Annotated in this window: 17 protein-coding genes and 1 pseudogene; 8 read left to right on the forward strand and 10 right to left on the reverse strand. The window is 76.5% G+C overall.

What is annotated here, in order from left to right; all coding sequences use genetic code 11:
* Positions 1-449: 449 nt before the first annotated feature.
* The 3 genes and pseudogenes from lnt to OG989_RS22190 form a co-directional block, all read left to right on the forward strand.
* Positions 450-1,981 (forward strand): annotated as a pseudogene (gene lnt / locus OG989_RS22180) (apolipoprotein N-acyltransferase); the annotation flags it as partial.
* Between the two features lie 8 nt (positions 1,982-1,989).
* Entirely contained in the window at positions 1,990-2,796 is an 807-nt protein-coding gene (locus OG989_RS22185; protein WP_327028302.1) for a polyprenol monophosphomannose synthase, read from the forward strand.
* An 85-nt stretch (positions 2,797-2,881) separates the two neighbouring features.
* Positions 2,882-3,415, forward strand: a complete 534-nt coding sequence (locus tag OG989_RS22190) for an FxsA family protein (RefSeq protein WP_327028303.1) — start codon at positions 2,882-2,884, stop codon at positions 3,413-3,415.
* Positions 3,416-3,477: 62 nt separating this feature from the next.
* Here OG989_RS22190 and OG989_RS22195 read toward each other — a convergent pair whose 3' ends face one another.
* The 4 genes from OG989_RS22195 to OG989_RS22210 form a co-directional block, all read right to left on the reverse strand.
* Positions 3,478-3,819 (reverse strand): RNA polymerase-binding protein RbpA, encoded by a 342-nt coding sequence (locus OG989_RS22195; protein WP_007460094.1) that lies wholly within the window; start codon positions 3,817-3,819, stop codon positions 3,478-3,480.
* A 292-nt stretch (positions 3,820-4,111) separates the two neighbouring features.
* The gene (locus tag OG989_RS22200) at positions 4,112-4,702 is read right to left on the reverse strand and encodes a pyridoxamine 5'-phosphate oxidase family protein (protein WP_151456917.1); all 591 of its coding nucleotides are present in this window, start codon (positions 4,700-4,702) and stop codon (positions 4,112-4,114) included.
* Positions 4,703-4,755: 53 nt separating this feature from the next.
* The gene (locus tag OG989_RS22205; protein ID WP_327028304.1) at positions 4,756-5,856 is read right to left on the reverse strand and encodes a winged helix DNA-binding domain-containing protein; all 1,101 of its coding nucleotides are present in this window, start codon (positions 5,854-5,856) and stop codon (positions 4,756-4,758) included.
* A gap of 78 nt (positions 5,857-5,934) precedes the next feature.
* Positions 5,935-6,555, reverse strand: a complete 621-nt coding sequence (locus OG989_RS22210; protein ID WP_225852450.1) for a DinB family protein — start codon at positions 6,553-6,555, stop codon at positions 5,935-5,937.
* A 62-nt stretch (positions 6,556-6,617) separates the two neighbouring features.
* On the opposite strand from OG989_RS22210, the gene OG989_RS22215 reads away from it, so the two are divergent.
* Entirely contained in the window at positions 6,618-7,607 is a 990-nt protein-coding gene (locus OG989_RS22215) for a helix-turn-helix transcriptional regulator (protein WP_327028305.1), read from the forward strand.
* Between the two features lie 11 nt (positions 7,608-7,618).
* Here the strand turns inward: OG989_RS22215 and OG989_RS22220 are convergent, their stop codons facing one another.
* Together OG989_RS22220 and OG989_RS22225 are read right to left on the reverse strand one after the other, a co-directional pair.
* Positions 7,619-8,743, reverse strand: coding sequence for a hypothetical protein (locus OG989_RS22220; protein WP_327028306.1), 1,125 nt, complete (start codon positions 8,741-8,743; stop codon positions 7,619-7,621).
* A gap of 146 nt (positions 8,744-8,889) precedes the next feature.
* Positions 8,890-10,239: an MFS transporter gene (locus tag OG989_RS22225; protein WP_327028307.1), complete on the reverse strand. Its 1,350-nt coding sequence runs from the start codon at positions 10,237-10,239 to the stop codon at positions 8,890-8,892.
* A 70-nt stretch (positions 10,240-10,309) separates the two neighbouring features.
* On the opposite strand from OG989_RS22225, the gene OG989_RS22230 reads away from it, so the two are divergent.
* From OG989_RS22230 to OG989_RS22245, 4 genes are all read left to right on the forward strand, one after another.
* Entirely contained in the window at positions 10,310-10,960 is a 651-nt protein-coding gene (locus tag OG989_RS22230; protein WP_225852478.1) for a TetR/AcrR family transcriptional regulator, read from the forward strand.
* A gap of 61 nt (positions 10,961-11,021) precedes the next feature.
* Positions 11,022-12,341 carry a flavin-containing monooxygenase gene (locus OG989_RS22235; protein WP_327028308.1) on the forward strand — a complete coding sequence of 440 codons (1,320 nt, stop codon included), beginning with the start codon at positions 11,022-11,024 and terminating at the stop codon, positions 12,339-12,341.
* The gene (locus OG989_RS22240) at positions 12,338-13,195 is read left to right on the forward strand and encodes an SDR family NAD(P)-dependent oxidoreductase (RefSeq protein WP_327028309.1); all 858 of its coding nucleotides are present in this window, start codon (positions 12,338-12,340) and stop codon (positions 13,193-13,195) included. Before OG989_RS22235 ends, OG989_RS22240 begins: the two co-directional genes overlap by 4 nt.
* A 10-nt stretch (positions 13,196-13,205) precedes the next feature.
* Entirely contained in the window at positions 13,206-13,715 is a 510-nt protein-coding gene (locus OG989_RS22245) for an NUDIX hydrolase (RefSeq protein WP_151457142.1), read from the forward strand.
* Positions 13,716-13,773: 58 nt separating this feature from the next.
* Here the strand turns inward: OG989_RS22245 and OG989_RS22250 are convergent, their stop codons facing one another.
* The 4 genes from OG989_RS22250 to OG989_RS22265 form a co-directional block, all read right to left on the reverse strand.
* Entirely contained in the window at positions 13,774-15,999 is a 2,226-nt protein-coding gene (locus tag OG989_RS22250) for a glycosyl hydrolase family 95 catalytic domain-containing protein (protein ID WP_327028310.1), read from the reverse strand.
* On the reverse strand, positions 15,996-17,054 hold the full coding sequence (locus tag OG989_RS22255) for a LacI family DNA-binding transcriptional regulator (RefSeq protein ID WP_151456477.1): 1,059 nt from the start codon (positions 17,052-17,054) through the stop codon (positions 15,996-15,998). Before OG989_RS22255 ends, OG989_RS22250 begins: the two co-directional genes overlap by 4 nt.
* The gene (locus tag OG989_RS22260) at positions 17,051-19,507 is read right to left on the reverse strand and encodes a glycoside hydrolase family 3 C-terminal domain-containing protein (protein ID WP_327028311.1); all 2,457 of its coding nucleotides are present in this window, start codon (positions 19,505-19,507) and stop codon (positions 17,051-17,053) included. The genes OG989_RS22255 and OG989_RS22260 overlap by 4 nt, the downstream gene beginning before the upstream one ends.
* A gap of 223 nt (positions 19,508-19,730) precedes the next feature.
* A complete protein-coding gene (locus OG989_RS22265; protein WP_151456475.1) occupies positions 19,731-20,951 on the reverse strand; it encodes an ROK family transcriptional regulator in 1,221 nt (406 codons plus the stop codon).
* Between the last annotated feature and the right edge of the window lie 17 nt (positions 20,952-20,968).

Genomic DNA, 20,968 nt, shown 5'->3' on the forward strand with positions numbered 1-20,968 from the left:
AGCAGTGCGTCGCGGCGGCCAGGTCCAGCGGGCGGGGGTCGGCGGGGCGGCGCGAACCGGCCGCGGTTACCGGTGTACGGGCAGGGTGAGGTGCACGGCCAGTAGACAACGGCCAGGCGGGGGCAGCCAGTCCACGTCGGGTCGGTCCGAAGGTCGGCGCAGCTCATTCTCGCCCCACCGGCCGGGAAGGGCCTGGGAGCATCGGGGCGCGGCGCGAGCCGCGCCCCGATTTGTGTCTGCGGCCCCCTGCCGGGAGGAACCGCCCTTACGCGCCGCGACGGGGCGTCGGGTGCGGCGCCGGGCCGGGCGGGAACTCGTGGGCGGGTAGCCTTCGGCCCGTGATCGTGGGCAACGTGCCGGCGCCGGCCGGGGACAGCAGCCAGCCGGGCGCCGTGGGGGCGGGGACGCCCGAGGTGGCGCGGCCGCTGCCGCTGCGGGTGGCCGTGCCGATGGCGGTGGTCGCCGGGTTGGCGTTGCTGGCGGCGTTCCCGCCGTACGGGCTGTGGCCGCTCGCGCCGCTGGGCGTGGCGTTGCTGGCCGCGGCGACGCACCGGCGTCGGGTACGCGCTGGCGCCGGGCTGGGTTTCCTGACCGGGGTGGCGTTGTTCGCGCCGCTGCTGAGCTGGACGAACCTGCACACCGGCTACCTGCCGTGGGTGTTGCTGTCGCTGTTGCAGGCCGGCTACCTGGCGCTGCTGGGCGCGGCGGGCGCGTACGTGTCGCCGCTGGTCGAGCGGGCGCGGTGGAGTTGGCCGTTGGTGACCGGCCTGTTGTGGGTGGGGCAGGAGGCGCTGCGCGACCGCACCCCGTTCGGCGGGTTCCCGTGGGGGCGCTTGGCGTTCAGCCAGGACGGCTCGCCGCTGCTGCGGCTGGCCGCGTGGGGTGGCGCGCCGCTGGTGACGTTCGCGGTGGCGCTGACGGGCGGGCTGCTGGTCGCGGCGCTGTGGCGGCCGTGGGGCGGGCGGCGGCGCTGGTGGGTGCCGGTGGCTGGGCTGGCCGCCGCGGCGGTCGCGGTGCCCGTCGTGGGGCTGCTGGTGCCGGTGTCGGGCGCGGGGGGCGGCGCCGCGGTCACGGTGGCGATCGTGCAGGGCAACGTGCCGCGGCTCGGGCTGGACTTCAACGCCCAGCGGCAGGCGGTGCTGAACAACCACGTCGACGCCACGATCGAGCTGGCCGGGCAGGTGTCCGCGGGCGTGCGGCCCCGCCCCGACCTGGTGGTGTGGCCGGAGAACTCCAGCGACATCGACCCGCTGCGCGACACCGACGCCGGGGCGCGCATCTCGCAGGCCGCCGACGCGGTCGGCGCCCCGATCCTCGTCGGTGCGGTCCTGCGCGGCCCCGGGGAGGGGCAGGTGCGCAACGCGGGGATCCTGTGGCGGCCCGGCAGCGGCCCGGACCTGGAGCAGCTGTACACGAAGCGGCACCCGGTGCCGTTCGCCGAGTACGTGCCGATGCGTGATCTCGCCCGGATGGTCAGCAAGCAGGTCGACCGGGTACGCGCCGACTTCGTGCCGGGCAGCGAGCCGGGGGTGCTGCGGACCGGGGCGGCGGTGCTCGGCGACGTGATCTGCTTCGAGGTCGCCTACGACGAGGTGGTGCGTGACACCGTCGTCGGCGGCGCGCAGCTGCTGGTGGTGCAGACCAACAACGCCACGTTCGACGTGGCCGAGGCGCGCCAGCAGTTGGCGATGGTGCGGCTGCGGGCGGTCGAGCACGGCCGGCCGGCGTTGATGGCCTCCACGGTCGGGGTGTCCGGGTTCGTTGCCCCGGACGGGCGGGTAAGCGACGCCACCGGGTTCAACACCCGAGCGGTCGTGGTGCGGCAGCTGCGGCTGGACGACGGGCGCACCCTGGCCACCCGGGTCGGGTTGTGGCCGGAGGTGGCGCTGGCCACCCTGGCCGTGGCGGTCCTGGTCGGCGCGGGCGTGCTGCGCCGCCGGCCGCGCGCCGGGTGACACCAGCCGGTACGCCGGCGAAGGGGGAGCGACGGTGGGCGAGACGACCGGCACCCGGGCCGACACCGGTCATCCGGGAGTGGGTCGGGTGCTCGTGGTGATCCCGACCTACAACGAGGCCGACAACGTGGCGCGGATCGTGGCGCGGGTGCGTCGCGCCGCGCCGGCGGTGGAGATCCTGGTCGCCGACGACGACAGCCCCGACGGCACCGGTGCGCTCGCCGACGCCCTGGCCGGCGCCGACCGCCGGGTGCACGTGCTGCACCGCGAGGGCAAGCAGGGCCTCGGCGCGGCCTACCTGGCGGGGTTCGCGTGGGCCCGCGAGCGCGGCTTCGACGCGGTGGTGGAGATGGACGCCGACGGTTCGCACGCCCCGGAGGACCTGCCCGCGTTGCTGTCCGCCGCCCGCGACGCCGACGTGGTGATCGGCTCCCGGTGGACCGCCGGGGCACGGGTGGTGAACTGGCCGCTGCGGCGGCTGCTGCTGTCGCGCTGCGGCAACCTGTACGCGCGGCTGGTGTTGGGCATGCCGCTGTCCGACGCCACCGGCGGCTACCGGGTGTACCGGCTGGCGGCCCTGGACGCATTCGACCTGGCGTCGGTCTGTTCCCAGGGGTATTCGTTCCAGGTGGAGTTGTCCCGGCTGGCGCACCGGTCCGGGGCGCGCATCGTGGAGGTGCCGATCACGTTCGCCGAGCGGGAGCGCGGCAGCAGCAAGATGAGCCCGCTGATCGTGGCGGAGGCGTTGTGGCGGATCACGACGTGGGGGGTGCAGGACCGGCGGCAGGCGGTACGGCGTGGCCTGCACGGCACCCCCACCGGTCAGGTGCGGTGGCCCTGAGCGGCGGCGTGTCATGCTGGATGGGGCGCCGGCGCCCGCGCGGGGTGGCCCCGCCGTAGGCGCCGCTGATGGCGAATGGGGTGAGATGCGCCGAGGACTGAGGTTTGTGCCGTTGGCCCTGTTGGCGGCGACGCTGCTGGAGCTGGCGGTGTTCGTCGTGGTGGGGCGGGCGATCGGGTTCGGCTCGGCGCTGCTGGTGGTGTTCGCGGTGTCGCTGCTGGGGCTGGTGCTGCTGCGTCGGGAGGGGATGCGCGCCTGGCGTGGCTTCAAGGCCTCCGCGCAGGCCGGTCAGCCGCCGGGCCGGCAGGTCACCGACGGCCTCGTGGGGCTGCTCGGGGCGCTGCTGCTGGCGATGCCGGGCCTGCTCAGTGGCCTGGTGGGGGTGTCGTTGCTGGTGCCGCCGGTGCGTCGGCTGGCCCGCAACGGGGTGCAGCGGGCCGCGGAGCGGCGGGTGTCGTCGATGGTCGCCGGTGACCTGTTCGGGCCGCGCCGGGTGCGGGTGCACCGGGGTGCGCCGCAGCAGCAGCAGCCGCCGCAGCCGCAGCCGGCTGCCGAGCCCACCGTCGTCGACGGGGGCCGCGCCATCGAGGGGGAGATCGTGGAGCCCGGCCGAAGCTGACCTGGACACGACGGCGCCCCGGGAGCGATGCTCCCGGGGCGCCGTGGCGTTGACGGTGCGGCTCAGGCGCGGCCGCGGCGGGTGCGGACCTCCTGCAGCCGCTCGGCGAGGATGTCCTCCAGCTCGGCGATGGAACGCCGCTCCAGCAGCATGTCCCAGTGGGTGCGCGGCGGCTTGGCCTTCTTCTGCTCCGGCTCGTTGCCGTCGACCAGCCGGGCCACGCTGCCGTCGAACTTGCATTCCCAGGTCGTGGGGACCTCGGCGTCGACGGCGAACGGAACCTCGAACTGGTGGCCCTTGGCGCAGAGGTACTCGCGGGTCTGACGCGGCGCGAGCTCCGTGTTGCGGTCGGATTCGTAGCTGACCGCGCCCAGACGGCTGCCACGCAGCATACGCTCGCCCATGATCGACTTCCCCTCGTTCGTGGTGCTGGTCTTCTCGGTGTAACGGTCCGTTCCCGCCGGGCCATTCCCGCCCGTACGCCGGGCGAGCCTGCACAAGGGTAGCCGGCCACGCCAGCCGCCCGGCGGCGTCGCCCCGGGCCGGGTCGGGCGGGTGGAGGGTTTCCGCTGTGCCACCGGCGATGGTAGCCGCCCCGAAGCCGCGCAGGTCGCCACGGCCGGTGACGCGCCGGTCGCGCCCCTCGCCGTCGCCCCGCTCGCCCGTGAGCCCGCGCCGGGAACGCCGGCGGCCGGCTCAGGTCGCCGGGGTCGGTGGCAGCGGCAGCGGCAGGCCCGGCAGCCCGTCGATGCTGCGGGCCACGTGGTCCTTGCCGGCGAAGTAGTCGCTCAGCGACGCGTCGTCCTCCCGGGCGAACCGCCGGGCGTGCAGGTCGCGGTCGGCGTCGTAGGACATGAACGGCACCGCGTAGCCGCAGGTGTCGCGGATCAGTTCGGCGCGTACGACGATGATCGCCCGCAGGCCGTGGACGCTGGTGTCGATGTCCGGGAAGTGGCCCGTCAGCTCCGCCCAGCGGGGGTCGTCGCGAAACACCGGCTCGCCGCGCCCGTGCACCCGCACGATGTTCGGCGGCCCGTCGAACGCGCACCACATGAGCGTGATCCGCCCGTTCTCCCGCAGGTGCGCGATCGTCTCGGCGTTGCTGCCGGCGAAGTCCAGGTAGGCCACGGTGTGCGCGTCGACGACCGCCCACGAGCCACGCAGCCCCTTCGGGGACAGGTTGATGGTGCCGTCGCCCGACAGCGGCGCCGTGGCGGTGAAGAACAGGGGCTGGTCCTCGATGAAGCTGCGCAGCCGGCCCTCGATGCGCTCGTATGTCTTTCCCACCCCGGCATCATGGCCTGGTGACGGTCCCTGCGCTGCCCCGGGCGGTGCGGTGCTCAGGGCGTGGACGCGGCGATGCGTACGCGGTCGCTGGCGTCGTCGGAGAGGAACGACGCCACCGCCCGTCCCTGCTCGGCCACGGCGGCGCGTTCGGCGCGGGAGAGGCGCCGCAGCGGGGCGACGGTCACGGTGTCGGCCGCGACGCTCCAGGTGGCGGCGACCCGGCCGTCGACCAGGACGACGCGCTCGCCGGCGACCGACAGGCCACGGTGGGCGTCGTCGACGATGCGGCTGCGGTCGTCGTAGCCGAGCAGCGCGTTGTCGAACGCCGGCAGGAACCGCACCGGCGCGGGTGTGTCGGCGTCGGGGCGCGGCGCGTCGGGCAGGTCCCACAGCCGCCGCCCGCGCTCGTCGCGCAGGACGACCAGCTCCTCGCGGATCGCGGTCACCGCCGCCGGCAGGCCGGCGAGGCCGGACCAGGCGCGCAGGTCGGCCGTCGAGGCCGGACCGAAGGCGGCCAGGTAGCGCCGCACGATCGCCTCGCCGACCGGGTCGCAGCCCGGCGGGGCCGGCGGGTCGATCTCGCGGCCCAGCCAGGAGGAGAGCAGCGCGTTGCGTACGCCCGCCGTCGTGCGCCACAGCCCGCGCGGCGGCAGCTGCACCACCGGGACGAGGGCGGCGAGCAGCATCTCGCCCAGCGCCCTCGGTCCCGGTGCCGGCCACCGGTCGGCGAGCGCCCGCGCGAGCCCGGTCATCGAGCGTGGCTCGCCGTCGGCCAGCACCTCCCGGCCCGCCGTGGCGAGCTCGTCGAGGTCCACGCCGGCGAGTTCGCGACGGTAGACCCCGAGTACCCGCTGGCGCAGCATGCCGTCGTGGCGGGCCCGCCACGCCAGTGCGTCGTCGGCGGTGACGAGGTGCACGGTGCGGCGCATGAGGTGCATCCGCACCACGCGCCGGCAGGTCAGCAGGTCCGACAGCGCCGTCGGGTCGAACCCGCGCACCCGGGACCAGAGCCCGACGAACGGCTCCTGTGGTTCCTGCGCCTGCAGGCCGCACAGGTGCGCGACGGCGTCGAGGACCGGCACGTCGGCGCGGTCGAGCAGCAGCTGCCGGGCCAGCGTGGCGCGGTTGAGCGCCCGGGCGTCCAGAACGGTCATCGGTGCACGTCTTCCCTGCGGGTCGGCGGAGGCGGGTGCGGGCGGGTCCCGGTCAGGTGGCCGGAACCCGCCGGGCGCTCAGGTGGCCCGCTGCCCGTCGAGGCTCTCGCGCAGGATGTCGGCGTGCCCGGCGTGCTGGGCGGTCTCGGCGATGACGTGCATCAGCACCCCCCGTACGCTGAGCACCCCCGTCACCTCGTGCCACGGCGCCGACGGCAGCGGGTGGGTCGCCGACAGGTCGGCGACGGCGGCGACGGTCTCCTCGGTGCGGGCGGCGACCTGCGCGTAGTGGTCGAGGATCCCGGCCAGGGTGTCGCCGGGCAGCATCCGGAAGCCGGCCTCGTGCTCGACGAGCCACTGCGGCACCTCGCGGGCCGTGCCGGCCGTGATGTCGGCCCAGGTGACCCCGTCGGGCAGGGCGAAGGACATGGCCGAGGTGCCCTCGACCACGAAGCGCAGCCACGATCGCTCCATGGCCGCGACGTGCTTGACCAGCCCGCCCAGGCACAGCGCGCTGGCCGTCGGGCGCTGGCCGAGCTGCTCGTCGGTGAGGCCGCGGACGGTGCCGGTCAGGGCGGATCGGGCGGTCGAGAGCGCGGCGAGCAGGTCGGCCCGCTCGGGGTCGAGGGTCGTCGGGGGCGTGGCGGTGGCGGTGTCGGTCACGGCGTTCGGGTCCTTCGTGTCGTCATCGGTGGGCACGTGACCTACGTTCGCAGCCGAAGCGGACAGGATGTGTCCGCTTCTGCGGGCACCATGGGGGAATGCCGAAAACTTCCGCACGCCTGCTGGCGTTGCTGTCGCTGCTGCAGGCACGCCGGGACTGGCCGGGAGGGCTGCTGGCCGCGCGGCTGGACGTGAGCGCGCGCACCGTACGGCGCGACGTCGAGCGGCTGCGCGAGCTCGGCTACCCCATCGCGGCCGTCAAGGGACCCGACGGTGGCTACCGCCTCGCCGCCGGCGCGCAGCTGCCGCCGCTGCTGTTCGACGACGAGCAGGCCGTGGCCCTGGCCATCGCGTTGCAGAGCGCCACGACCGCCGGTGCCGGCATCGAGGAAGCTGCGGCGCGCGCACTGCACACGGTCCGGCAGGTCATGCCCGCCCGGCTGCGCCACCGCATCGACATCCTCCAGGTCACCGCCGTCGAGCGGTCCCCGACCCGGGCGGCCCGGCAGGTCGACAGCGGCGTGCTCATGGCGCTCGGCGCCGCCGTGCACGCCCGCGAGGTGCTGCGCTTCGACTACACCCCCGTGACCCCGCCGGAGGCCGACGGCGACGGTGGGCTGCCCGCGCCGCGCCGGGTGCAGCCGCACCACCTCGTCACGTGGGGCGGACGCTGGTACCTGGTGGCGTGGGACCTCGACCGCGGGGACTGGCGCACCTTCCGCGCCGACCGGATCAGCCCGCGTACCCCCACCGGGCCCCGGTTCACCCCACGTGAGCTGCCCGGGGGTGACGTGGCGACCTTCGTGACCAGCCGCTTCCAGGGCTCCGGGGGCGCCGACGGCTGGCCCTGCCGCGGGGAGGTGATCCTCGACCTGCCGGCCGCTGTGGTGTCCGGGTACCTGCACGACGCGCTCGTCGAGGAACTCGGCCCGCACCGCTGCCGGCTCGTCCTGGGTTCGTGGTCGTGGGTGGGGCTGGCCGCCTCCATCGGCCGCTTCGACGTCGACATCGAGGTCGTCGGCCCGGCCGAGCTCAGGGACGCCTTCGCGCGGCTGGCCCGCCGCTACACCGCCACCGCCCGTGGGTGACCGGAGATAGCTCAGCCGGTCGCGCGGGGGCCCAGGTGGGCCAGGGCGGCGGCGAGGTGGCTGACCTGCTCGGCGAGCTGGGCCGCCCGCCGCTGCGCCTCGTCGCGGTCGGTCTCGGCGGCGCGCAGCCGTACGGTCAACTCGGCAGCGCGGCCCTCGGCGGCGCTCGCGGCCTCGCGCGCGGCGGCCAGGTCGGCGCGCAGCGTGTCGTGCCGGCCGGTGAGCGCGGCCAGTTCCGTGCGGGCCTGCTCGGCGGTGGCCTCGGCGCGCCGCCTGGCGGCCTCGGCGTCCCGGTGCGTGGCTTCGGCGCGTTGCCGGGCCGCGTCGGCCTCGGCGGCGGCCGTGCGGGCGGCGTCGGCCTCGGCGCGGGCCTGACCGGCGCGCTCACGGGCCTGCTCGGCCTCGGCGTGCAGGCGCTGCGCGCGGTCGAGGGCCTCGGTTGCGGCGCGGGTCGCCCGGTCGGCGTCGGCGCGGGCGGCGTCGCGTTCGCCGGTGAGTTCGGTGCCGCGGCGGCGTTCGGCGTCGATCTCGACGCGTAGCGCGCGCAGCTCGTGGCGGGCCGTGTCGCGGTCGCGTTCGGCCTGGGTGCGCAGGGCCTCCGCGGCGCTGGCCTGCTGACGGGCGTCGTCGCGGGCGGCCTCCGCCCGGTCGGCGCGTTCGACGGCGGCCGTGGCCCGCTCGCCGGCGCGCCGGGCCTCGTCGTGGGCGGCGTTGCGTTCGGCGGCGGCGGACCGGGCCTCCTCGCGGGCCCGGACGGCGGACGCGGCGGCGTCCTCGGCGTCGCGGCGGGCCTCGTCGCGTTCGGTCTGGGCCGCCGCGACCTGCGTCGCCGCGTCGGCGCGGGCCTGCGCGAGCTGGCGTTCCACCCCCACCGGGGACAACTCGGCGTGCAGGGCGTCGGCGAGGGTCTCCGCGACCTGCTCCAGCCGGTCGACCGCCTCCCAGGTGCGGGCCACCTGGCCGGGCAGGCCGGGGGCGTTGCGGTGCCGCATCCGGCTGTTGCGTGAGGCCCGTTGGCAGGCGCCGTCGTTGTCGCGGCAGTAGCGGAACGGCCGGCCGGCGCCGACGCGCTGCGGCACCTGGCGTCCGCAGTGGGCGCAGGGGCGGGTCTCGGCGGGGGTGGGCTCGGCGTCCATCGAGGGCGGAGTCTACTGCCGGGTCCGGTGGCCACCAGCGGTGCGCCCGCCGCCCCCGGGTCGCCGCGATCCCGGCCTGCCCGACCCGTGACGAAGACGGGTGCGCGACGGCGGCGGACCTGTGACGGGCGGCGGCGGTCGGCCGCTCAGCCGGCCGGGCGGGCCGTGCGGTCCAGGGTGTAGCGGCGTTGCAGCAGCAGCGCGACGAGCATCGCCGCCGCGGGCAGCAGCCCGAAGCCCCAGCGGATCGCGGTCAGCGCGCCGTCGGGCTGCGTGACGCCCTCGCCGGCAGTGGAGGCGACGAACCCGCCCGCGGCCAGGCACAGCGAATACGCCCACGGGCCCAGCGCCGCGCCGGTGGCCTCGGTGGCCGTCCAGACCCCGGTGTAGGTGCCGGCGGCGCCGCCGCCCGCGCGGATGACGTCGGGCACCATCGAGAACGGCAGCAGTTGCATGCCGGCGAAGGCGACTCCGAGCACCGCGACGGCGGCCACCAGCAGGGGCAACCCGGCGGGACGGCCGACGGCGAGGACCAGCGAGCCGGCCGCGAAGGCGCCCTGGGCGCCCAGCAGCGCCCGCTGCTTGCCGACGCGGCGGGCCAGCACCAGCCACGCCGGGGTGACCAGCAGCGCCGGGGCGACGAACGCGGCCACCAGCACGGTGGTCAGGGCGGGGCGGCCCAGCTCGTACTCGGCGTAGTAGGGCACCGCGGCCAGGACCAGGTGGGTGGTGGTGGACATGGCCAGGTACGCGGCGACCAGCCAACGGAACTGCCGGTCGCGCAGCGCCACGACGAGCGCCCGCCAGCCGCCGCCGTGCGGTGCGGGTGTCGCGGCGGCGGCCCGGCGCAGCCGGGCGATGCCGGCCACGCCGACCAGCATGGCGGCCAGCATCCCGACGGCCAGCAGCACGCCCATCCGCTGGTAGCCGGCCCGGGTGGCGTCCTCGCCGCCGGTCAGCAGGGGCGCCAGCAGCCCGGAGACGAGGATGCCGAGGGTCAGCACCACCATCCGGAAGGCCATCAGCCGGGTGCGCTCGTGGTAGCCGATCCGCAGGTCGGCGGGGGTGGCCAGGTAGGGGACCTGGTAGGCGGCGAAGAGCAGGTTGCCGGCGACGAAGGCGAGCGCCACCCAGGCGGCGGCCGGCGCGCCGGTGAGCCCGCCGGGCACGGCGAACAGCGTGGCGAAGGCCAGCGGCAGGGCGCAGCCGAGCAGCAGCAGCCGGCGCCGGTCGCCCCGGCGGGCCTGTTCGACGTCGCAGCGGTGCCCGATCCAGGGGTGCAGCAGCACGTCGGCGATCTTCGGCAGCAGCAGTGCCAGGCCGGCCAGCCAGGGGGCGACGGCCAGCACATCGGTGAGGAAGTAGAGCAGCAGCAGGCCGGGGACCGTCACCCAGACGCCCATGCCGAGGGAACCGGCGGCGAAGCCGAGCAACGGCCCGCGGGGCAGGGCGGTGGTGGTGTCCGTACCGGCCGACTGCTGGTCGAGCCCGGTCATGGCGACCTCCTCGGCGGGCACGCCGCCCGCAATCCAACGGATGCTGGATTGTAGGGGCAGAATGGCGGCCATGACCATGCCCCGCCGTCGACCCGGGCGGCCCCGCCGCGAGGAGACCCGACCGACCCGGGAGGTGGTGCTCACCGCCGCGACCGCGCTGTTCGCCCGGCGGGGCTTCGACGCCGTCGGGCTGCGGGAGGTCGCGGCGGCCGCCGGCGTCGACGTCGCCACGGTCTCGCACCACACGGGTACGAAGGCGCAACTCTACGACGCCTGCTTCGCGCGGGTCTTCGCCGCCGAGCGGGAGGCGCTCGAGGCGGCGGCCGGGCGCGCCCGGCAGGCCCTGCACAGCGGGCCGGGCGAGGTCCGGCGCGCGCTGCACGACCTGGTGGACGTGTTCGTGGACTTCCTGGAGGACCGGCCCGAGACCACCGCGTTGTGGCTGCGCCGCTGGCTGGAGCCGCAGCGGCACGCCGAACTCGACGAGCGCTACGCGGCGCCGCTGTACCGGCTCGTCGCCGACCTGCTCACCGCCGCCGCGGCGGCCGGGGCGCTGGTCGAGCCGGCGCCGCACGTGACGGTGCGCAGCCTGGTGTGGGCGGTGCACGGGCACGTGGTGGCCCTGGCCGCCGGCGGGGGGTCGCAGGCGCGCGAGCGGCGGGAGTTCCGCGCCTTCGTGCACCGCTTCCTCGACGGGCTGTACGGGCCGGCGACGCCTTGACGTGCCGGCCCGCACCGGGCCATTATCCAACGCACGTTGGATTAACGGGGAGGAGCCGGCGATGGGTGCACAGCCCCGGGTGGCGGTCATCGGCGCGGGCGCGGCCGGACTGGCCACCCTCAAGGCGCTCGCCGACGTCGGCGTGCCCGCCGTCTGCTTCGAGTCGGCCGACCGCGTCGGTGGCCTCTGGGTGTACGGGACACCCGGCTCGCCCGCCTACCGAACCCTGCACCTGAACACCAGCAAGGCCCGCACCGAGTTCGTCGACCACCCCATGCCGGCGCACTGGCCGGACTACCCCGACCACGCCCGGGTCGCCGGCTGGCTCACCGACTACGCCGACCGGTTCGGGCTGCACGACGCGGTGCGGCTGCGGCACACCGTCGACCGGGTCAAGCGGGGCGGCGACGGCCGGTGGACGGTGCACGCCGACGGACCCGACGGCGGTGTCGAGGTCACCGTCGACGCCGTCGTCGTCGCCAACGGCCACAACCGGGTGCCGAAACCGCCCGCCCCCGCACACCCGGGCGACTGCACCGCCGAGCAGCTGCACAGCCACGCCTACCGGGGCCCCGACCAGCTCGCCGGCCGGCGGGTGCTGGTCGTCGGCGGCGGCAACTCCGCGATGGACATCGCCGTGGACGCCTCGTACGCGGCCCGGCGCACCCTGCTGTCGCTGCGCCGGGGCGTCTGGGTGGTGCCGAAACACCTGCTCGGCCGCCCGTCGGACACCCTCAACGGTGCCCTGGCCCGCAGGTTGCCGTGGCGGCTGCGCCAGCGCATCACCGAACGGATGCTCGCCGCCACCGTCGGCGCGCCCACCCGCTACGGCCTGCCCGCCCCCGCGCACGGCTTCCTCCAGGACCACCCGACGCTGTCGGACGGGCTGCTGTCCCGGCTGACCCACGGCGAGATCGAGCCCCGCCCCGGCATCGCCGGCTTCGACGGCGACCGGGTCACCTTCACCGACGGCCGCGTCGACGAGGTCGACCTGGTCATCTGGTGCACCGGCTACCGGGTCGAGATCCCGTTTCTCGACCCGGCGTTGCTCGGCGACGGGGCGGACACCCTGCCGCTGTACCGGCACGTGTTCCACCTCGACGCGCCCGGGCTGGCGTTCGTCGGGCTGATGCAGTCCACCGGTGCGGCGTTCCCGCTGGTCGAGGCGCAGGCCAAGCTGGTCGCGGCGCAGCTGTCCGGCCGCTACGCGCTGCCCGAGCCGCACCGGCAGCGCGCCGCCTGCCGGGCCGAACTGCGCGCCGCCACCGCCCGGTGGGGGCAGCGCCGGCCCGCCATGCGGGTGGACTTCGACGCGTACCTGGCCGAGCTGAGGCGGGAACTGGCCGCCGGCACCCGCCGCGCCCGCGGAGCCGCGGCATGAGCGGGCTGGCGGGTCGCCGGGTGCTGGTCACCGGGGCCAGCGGCACCTTCGGCCGGCACCTGTGCGCCGCGTTCACCGCCGCCGGGGCACGGGTCGTCGGCATCGACCGCCAGCCGGGCACCGTCGCCGTCGACCGCGACCCGGGCGAGGGCGAGGGCGAGGGCGTGCCGGTGCTCGGCTGCGACCTGACCGACCCGGCCGCCGTGGCGCCCACGGTCGCCGCCGCCGTGGACCGCCTCGGTGGGCTGGACCTGCTGGTCAACAACGCCGGCGTCGGCGGACCCGCCCCGGCCGAGCTGCCGCCCGACGAGGTGGTGCGCCAGCAGCTGGAGGTGAACCTGCTCGCCGCCTGGCGCACCACCGCCGCCGCGCTGCCCGCCCTGGAGGCCGCCCGTGGGCGGGTGGTCTTCGTCGCCAGCCGGATGGCCCTGCTGCCGCTGCCGCTGGCCGCCGCGTACGGGGTCAGCAAGCGGGCGCTGGTCGCCTACGCCGACGCGCTGCGCCACGAGGTGGGCACCCACGTCGGGGTGAGCGTCGTCTACCCGAGCATGGTCGCCTCGCCGATCCACGACAGCACCGCCGACGCCGGCCTGTCCCTGAACGGGGTGTCCCGCCCGGAACCGGTGGCGGGGGTCGTCGCCGCGATCCTGCGCGCCGCCACCGCCCGGCGGGCGCCCCGGGACGTGGCCACCACCCGGCGCGGGCGCCTCGAACTGGCCCTCGCCCGGCACGCGCCGACGCTGGCCGACCGGCTCGTGCGCCGTACCGTCGCCGCCCGGGTCGCCGCCGGCGACCTGGACGCCGCGCCGCTGGCCGCCGGGATGCTGCGCCGGCACCGCGACGCCACCGGCTAACGTGGCCGGCGTGGCCATCTCCCCGTACGTCGCCCGGCTGCGCGCCTACGTCGGTCACGACCTGCTCCTGCTGCCCGGGATCAGCGCGGTCGTGCGCGACGACGCCGGGCGGGTGCTGCTGGCCCGGCGCGCCGACAACGGCCGCTGGTCGGTGCCCGCCGGCCTCATCGACCCCGGTGAGCAACCCGCCGACGCGGTAGTGCGGGAGGTGTACGAGGAGACCGGCGTGCACGTGCGCGTCGACGGGGTCGCCGGCGTCGCCACCCACCCCGTCGTCTACCCCAACGGCGACGTCTGCGAGTACCTGAACGTGTGGTTCCGGTGCCGGGCGGTGGGCGGCGAGCCGCGCGTCAACGACGACGAGTCCACCGAGGTGGCCTGGTTCGACCCTGCCGACCTGCCGGAGATCAACGAGTGGGCGCGGCTGCGCGTCGACACGGCGCTGCGCGAGGACGCCCCCGTCTGGCACGCCGCTCCCGGCGAGCGGCATCCGGCGCTCGACCGGCCCGACGCGCTCTGACCGCCCGTCGGCGCAGGGCGTGCGGAGGCGGCCCCCGGATCTCGACGCCGAGCGCCGCTCATCCGGGGGCGTCGAAGGCCACCTCGACCGGCGTCGCCGCGGCCAGGTCCACGTCCCGTGCGCCGTACGGGCTGCGCACGCTGATCCGCTGCGCGACGGGGGAGCGCAGCCGGGCCCGCACCCGCCCCGCCGACCAGACCAACTCCTCGACGCCGACGCGGCCCCGGCAAACCACCCCGCGCAGCACCCCCGCGTCCAGGCCCGGCAGTGCGGCCGGCAGCAGCCGCAGCAGCCCCGGGCGGGACTGCACCAGCGACTCGATCAGCACCGCCGGCAGGGCGTGCGCGGCGTCGGCGTTGTACGTCACCAGGTGCGGGTTGTGTGCGCTCATCAGGGACCGGAAGAACATGTCGTTGCCGACGATCTTCAGCAGGTTCGCGGCGGTCAGCGCCCCGTCGTGCAGCCGGGCGGCGGCCAGCGCCCGGTGCAGGCTGCCGTGCGCGGAGAGGTTCTCGTCGCCGCGCAGCGTCAGCGCCCGGTGCGCGGCCCGGGCCAGCTCGGGGGTGTCGTCCGGGTTGATCTCGTCCAGCGGCCACACCGGGTAGAGGTGGCTGACGTGGCGGTGGTCGTCGTCGCCGTGGTAGCCGGGCCACGCCCACTCGGCCAGCGCCCCGCGCCCGTCCACCCGGTACGCGGGCAGCCGCCCCAGCAGCCCCGCCCACCGGTCCGAGCCGGTCACCTCGGCGGCGGTACGCAGGGCGTGCCGGGCGGCGGCGATGTCCATCGTGGCGTTCACCGCCACGTGCACCGCCCGCCCCCGCTCGTCGTGCGGGCCGGTCTCCGCCGAGTACGACGGCACCACGACCACCCTGCCCGCCTCGTCGGTGACGGTGAGCAGGTCCGCGAAGAAGTCCGCCACCTCCGCCAGCCAGCCGGCCACCTCCCCGAGGGGCGCACCGGTGACCAGGTGCTGCTCGTGCAGCGGGTGCAGCAGCCAGTCCGCGCCGGGCAGCCACGCGGCGAAGGGCCAGTCCTCGTGCAGGTGGAACAGGTGGCCGTGCTCGCCGTCGGTGCGGCTGGGCGCCAGCAGGCCCCGGGCCCCGTAGATCGCCCGCGCGTTGCGCCGCCAGTCGTCGACCTGGCCGCGTACCAGGTTGGCGTGGGCCGCGGTCACCTCCGGCAGGGCGCCGACGTTCGCGCCGGCCAGTTGCAGGTTCAGGTTGGCGTCGGTGGTGAAGTCGCCCGCCCAGGCGGCGTCCCACGAGCCGAGCCACAGCCCGGTCAGCCGGGGCGGCAGGACACCGCTGGAGCTGAGCAGCAGGTACCGGCCGGCGTGGAACAGCCGCTCCAGCAGGGCCGGCCGCAGCGTGCCCGCGTCGGCGTCCTGCGCCGCGAGCAACTCGCTTACGGGCAGTTCCCGCTGTGCGTCCGGCACCCGCAGGTCCAGGCTCACCCGTCCGTAGGCGCGGCCGTGCAGCACGACGTGCCGGGCCAGCAGGCTCTCGTAGCCGTCGCCGGCGTGGGCCGCCAGCCGCTCCTCCAGCTCGCCGGTGCGCCACGGCGGCGTGTCGGGGCGGTCGAGCGCCGTGGTCAGCAGCGCCGGGCCGCGCACCGCCACCCGGTCGTCACCGAGGACCGCCACGTCGCCGCGCAGCAGGGTGAGCCCCTCGAAGCCGTACGCGCCGCCCGCGTCGGGGTAGCGGCCCCGCACCCGCAGGAAGACCAGCTCCCCCCGGCGGTACGCGGCGACGGTGTAGCGCACCGAATCCGGCCGGCCCGGCAGGTCCCCCGTGACGCCCACCTCGCAGGTGCCCGCGTCGACGTGGGTGACCACCAGCGCGTCGGCCCGGGAGACGAACGAGCGTCGCCGGCCGCCGGCCCACTCGACGACGACCTCCCCGGTGGTGAACTCGGTGCGGCGCCGGTAGTCGTCGACGGGGCCGGGCGCCACGGCGTCGACGGTGAGGGCGAAGCCGGGATGGAACGACTGCGTCCAGCGCAGCACGCCGTCGCCGGCGAGCAGCCGGCTGGCCTCGGCGCGCCGGTCGGCGAGGATCAGCTCACGGACGCGGGGCAGCAGGGCGGCCAGCTCGGGCGGCCGGGCGTCGCGGGTGCCGTTGGGCAGGACGAAGCGGTGGTGGTTGACGATGATGCGTTCGGCGTGCGGCCGGCCGTACACCATGATCCCGGCCTCGCCGTTGCCGGAGAGGAACGCGTCCTCCCAGCGCTCGGCGGGGGCGGTGTCGACGATGCGGTGCGCGGCGGGGGACGGTCCGGCCGTCACCGGCCGGCCCTCGCCGCCGGGGCGGGGGCGGCGGTGCTGCCGCGTACCGTCAGCCGGGGCGGCAGCAGGGTGACCTCCGGCACCGCCTCGCCGTCGAGCTTGCGCATCAGCAGCGACACGGCCTGCGTGCCGATCTCCTCGGCGGGGACGGGCACGGCGGTGAGCATCGGGCTGGCCTGCTCGGCGAAGCGGTCGGGGCAGACGGCGACCACCGACACGTCCTGCGGCACCCGCCGGCCCAGCGCGGGCAACGTGGCCAGCACCGGGTCCACGGCGGCCTCGTTCTGCACGATCAGCCCCGACACGTCAGGGTGGCGTTCCAGCAGGTCGGCGAGGGTGCGGCGCACGGCCGCCGCCCCCTCCTCGCAGGGCAGCGCCACCGCGTCGACGCCGTGCACGGCGGCGGCCTCGACCACGCCGGCGCGGGTGCGGTGCGCGAAGCCCGTGCCCCGGTCGTAGACGGCGGCGGGCGCGCCGAGCAGCGCCACGCGCCGGTGCCCCAGCCCGGCCAGGTGCGCGACGCAGGCCCACCCGGCCCGGTGGAAGTCCAGGTCCACACAGGTCAGGCCGGTGGCGTCGGCGGGCAGGCCGATGAGCACGCTGGGCCGGGCCAGCGCCCGCAGCAGCGGCACCCGCGGGTCGTCCAGCTCCACGTCCATCACCAGGACGCCGTCGACCAGGGCGGTGGCGGCGACGCGCCGCAGGCCGGCGGGCCCCTCGTCGGAGGTGACCAGCAGCACGTCGTGGTCGAAACGGCGGGCGGTGGTGACCACGGCCATGGCGAACTGCATCACCACGGGCACCTGCATCCCCGCGCGCAGCGGCAGGACCAGCGCGATCACGTTGGCCCGCCGGCTGGCCAGAGCCCGCGCCCCGGCGTGCGGGTGGTAGCCGAGCAACCGGATGCTGGCCAGCACCCGGTTGCGGGTCACCTCGGAGATGACGCGCTTGCCGCTGAGCACGTACGACACGGTGCTCACCGCGACCCCGGCGTGCCGGGCGACGTCGGCGATGGTGGGCTGCCCGGGCGACGGGCGCCCCCGCGCCCCGCTCACCGCGCCCGCCCCGACGCCGGCACGGCCGCCCGGCCGTCGCCCGCCGCCTCGTCGCCGCGTACGGCGAGGGTGCCGACCAGCCGCACGTCGCGCGCGGAGCGCCCGACGAGGACGGTGTGGGTGGCGTCCTCCACCACCCGCCGGCCCCGGGTCTCGTCCCACCAGCTCAGCTCGGCGGTACGCAGCCGCAGCCGGACCACCTGCCGCTGCCCCGGCGCGAGGCTGATCCGGGCGAAGTCGCGCAGCTGGCGCAGCGGCTGCTTGACGCGGGAGCGGCGCTGGCGCGTGTAGAGCTGCACGACCTCCTCGCCGGGGCGGTCGCCGGCGTTGGTGACCTCGACGCTCACCTCGACCTCCTCGCCGGCGGTGGCCTCGTCGACGCTCAACCGCAGGCCGGCGTACTCGAAGCGGGTGTAGCTGAGCCCGTGGCCGAACGGGTACAGCGGGTCGCCCCGGTGGTACAGGTAGGTGGCGTCGGAGCCGATCACGTCGTAGTCGAGCAGGTCGGGCAGTTCGGCGGCGTCGGCGTACCAGGTCTGGGTGAGCCGGCCGCCGGGCTCGGCGTCGCCCAGCAGCACGTCGCCCAGGGCGGTGCCGTGCTCCTGGCCGCCGTGCGCCGACCAGAGCACCGCCGGCAGGTGCCTCTCGGCCCACCCGACGGCGTACGGGTAGCTGCTGGTCACCACCAGCACCGTGCGCGGGTTGGCGGCGTGCACCGCCCGCAGCAACGTCTCCTGGCCGGTGGGCAGGGCCAGGTCGACGCGGTCCTCGGTCTCCCGGCCGTTGACCATCGGGTGGTTGCCCAGCGCCACCACCGCCACGTCGGCTTCGGCGGCCAGGGCGGCGGCCTCGGCGGCCCCGTCGGCCAGCAGCTCCACCGTGAAGCGGGTCGCGTCGCCCGGGGTCGGGGCGTCGGCGCGCAGCCGCCCGTCCGCGTCGACGGCGACGTACCGGCCGGTGGCGAGGTGGTGCAGCAGCACCGTGCCGTCGGGGCCGTCGTGGAAGCGGAAGGTCTCGCGTACCACCCAGCCGCCCGGTCCCGGGCGGTCGTTGGCGAGTGCGCCGGCCTCGTCGGCTCCGACGTGCCGGCCGTTGCCCGCGGCGCGCAGCGCCACCACGTCGCGTCCCCAGTCGAAGACGTCGAACCCGGTGGCGTCGGCGCCGACGGTCAGCGGGCCGCCGTCGGGGCTGTCCGGGCAGCCGACGTAGCGCCCGCCGACGCGCAGCGCGATCCGGTCGGTGCCGGGGTGGGTGGTGACAGTGGACAGTCGCTCGGCCAGGCCCTGGTACGCGGTCACCGCGTACGGCAGGGTGCCGCTGTACCAGTCCTCGTGAACGGCGTCGGCCAGCGGGCCGAGCACGGCCACCCGCAGGCCCGCGTCGGTCAGCGGGAGCAGCCCGTCGTTGCGCAGCAGCACGATCGACTGGCGGGCGGCCTCGCGGGCCAGGTCCCGGTGCGCGGGGCGGTCGACGGCGTCCGGCGCGACGCCGGCGAAGGGGTCGTCGCGCGGCGGGTCCAGATCGCCGAGGCGGACCCGGACGGCGAGGATCCGCCGGACGGCGCGGTCCACGTCGGACCCGGTGATCAGCCCCCGGTCGAGCGCCTCGGTCAGTCGCGCGACGGTCGGGGCGCTGTCGGCGTCGTCCTCGGTGAAGCTGTCGATCCCGGCGCGCAGGGCGGCGGCGAAGCCGCTGACGTGGTCGGGCAGGTGGCCCTGCACCCCGGCGATGTTGGTCACCGCGCCGGCGTCCCCGACGATCAGCAGTTCCTCGGGCGTCCAGCGGCGCAGTTCGTTCTCGATGAGCGGGCTCAGGTGCGCGGGCACCCCGTTGACCAGGTTGTAGGAGGCCATCACGGCGACGGCCGCGCCGGCGGCGAGGGGGGCGCGGAAGGCGGGCAGCTCGTACTCGTGCAGCACCCGGGGGGACAGGTCGCTGGAGGTGGTGGCCCGGTCGGTCTCGTTGTTGTAGGCGAGGAAGTGCTTGACCGTCGGCGCCGTACGCAGCCGCTGCGGGTGGTCGCCGCGCAGTCCCTGGGCGTACGCGGTGGCGAGCCGCCCGGTCAGCCACGGGTCCTCGGACCAGCCTTCCTCGTTGCGTCCCCAGCGGGGGTCGCGCAGCGGGTTGACCACCGGCGCCCAGACGTTGAGGCCGACCCGCTCGGGGTCGGCGTGGTGCTTGGCGCGCACCTCGTCGCCGACGGCGGCGCCGACGGCCCGGACCAGCTCGGGGTTCCAGCTGCTGGCAAGCCCGACCGCCTGCGGGAAGACGGTGGCCTTGCCGAGCCAGGCCACCCCGTGCAGCGCCTCGGTGCCGGTGCGGAAGGAGGGTAGGCCGAGGCGGGGCACGGGCGCCTGCCACTGGTGCAGCAGGCCGAGCTTCTCCGGCAGGGTGAGCCGGTCCAGCAGGTCGTCGACGATGGCCTGCGGGGAGGGGGCGGGGTGGTCGGTCATGGTCGGGTCGCCTTCCGTGGGTCCGCGTCACGACCGTGTCGAAGCGCTTCGACGAACGGTGGCGCGAGCGGCGTCGCGGTGGGGGTGGCGGCCGCCGGCCCGGAAGCGTTGAAGCGCTTCGACGACTGCGCGAGACATGCCGCCCCGGGTGCCCGAGCCACAGGGCGGCGGTTCGAGGTTGGCACCCCGCGCCGGTCCGGTCAAGGCCCGCTGGCCCCGGGGGTCACGCCGCGGGGAGCCGACCCGACTCGACGGCGGCGAGCGAGGCGGTGGCGCCACCGAGCGCGGTGGCCGCCGAGTCCAGGGTGGAGGCGTCCAGCAGGCAGCCGCCGGCCTGCGGAGCGTGGGTCCGCGCGGCGAACTCCGTGCGGGCCGCCGGCAGCAGCCACGGGGCCAGGGTCGCGAGGTGCCCGCCGACCACCACGGCCTGCGGGTTGAGCAGATTGGCCAGGACGGAAGCGGCGTGCCCGAGCCGGCAGCCGACGTCGGCCAGTCCGGCCAGGACGCCGGGGTCGCCCTGGCGGGCCAGCGCCTGGATCCGTTCGATCTCCGGCAGGAAGTCGGTGACCGGCCCGTCCTGCTGGGTGTCGGGCAGCAGGCGGCCGACCACCGCCGGCAGCCCGGCGTACGCGGCCAGGCAGCCGCGCCGCCCGCACCCGCAGGCGGGACCGGCCGGGTCGAGCGTCAGGTGCCCGATCTCGCCCGCGAATCCCCGTCCGCCGCGCAGCAGCCGGCCGCCGGCGACGATCCCCGCGCCGACGGAGGCCCCGCCGGTGAGGTGGACCAGGTGGGCGGCCCCGGCGTACGCGCCGTGGCGGTGCTCGGCGAGGACGGCGAGGTTGGCGTCGGTGTCGACGTCGATGGTGAGACCGGGCTCGCGCAGTGCGGCGCGCAGGTCGGCGGCGAGGGGCACGTCCCGCCAGCCGAGCGCGGTGGCCCGGGGAACGGCGCCGTCGGCGTCGACGAGGCCGGGCACGCCCACGGTCAGGCCGAGCACGCGGCGGTCCTGCCCGGTCAGCCGGGTGATCGCCCGCCGGGCCAGGGCCGCCAGCGCGCGGACCGTCTCGGCGGGGGAGGACGTCGGCGCGGCGAAGGCACGCCGCCAGGTGAGCAGCCGGGCGCCGGCCAGGTCGACGGCCACCACCACCAGTTCGTCGGCGGCGATCTGCATGCCCAGGGCCGCGTACGGGGCGCCGTCGAGGACGAGCATGGTCGCGGGGCGTCCGACCCGGTTCTCGGTCAGCCCGGTCTCGCGCAGCAGCCGCCGTTCGATCAGCTCGCCGACCAGGCTGGACACGGTGGCCTTGTTCAGGCCGGTGTGCGCCGCGATGTCAGCCCGGGAGCAGGGGGCGTGGCGGCGGACGTGCCGCAGCACGACGGCCCGGTTGGCCGTACGGACGTCGCCGAGGTCGCTCGGCCGCGGTTCGCTGTGGCTGCTGATCACGATCTGTCCGCTCCCTG

The sequence above is a fragment of the Micromonospora sp. NBC_01740 genome, from assembly GCF_035920365.1.
Lineage (GTDB): Bacteria > Actinomycetota > Actinomycetes > Mycobacteriales > Micromonosporaceae > Micromonospora > Micromonospora reichwaldensis.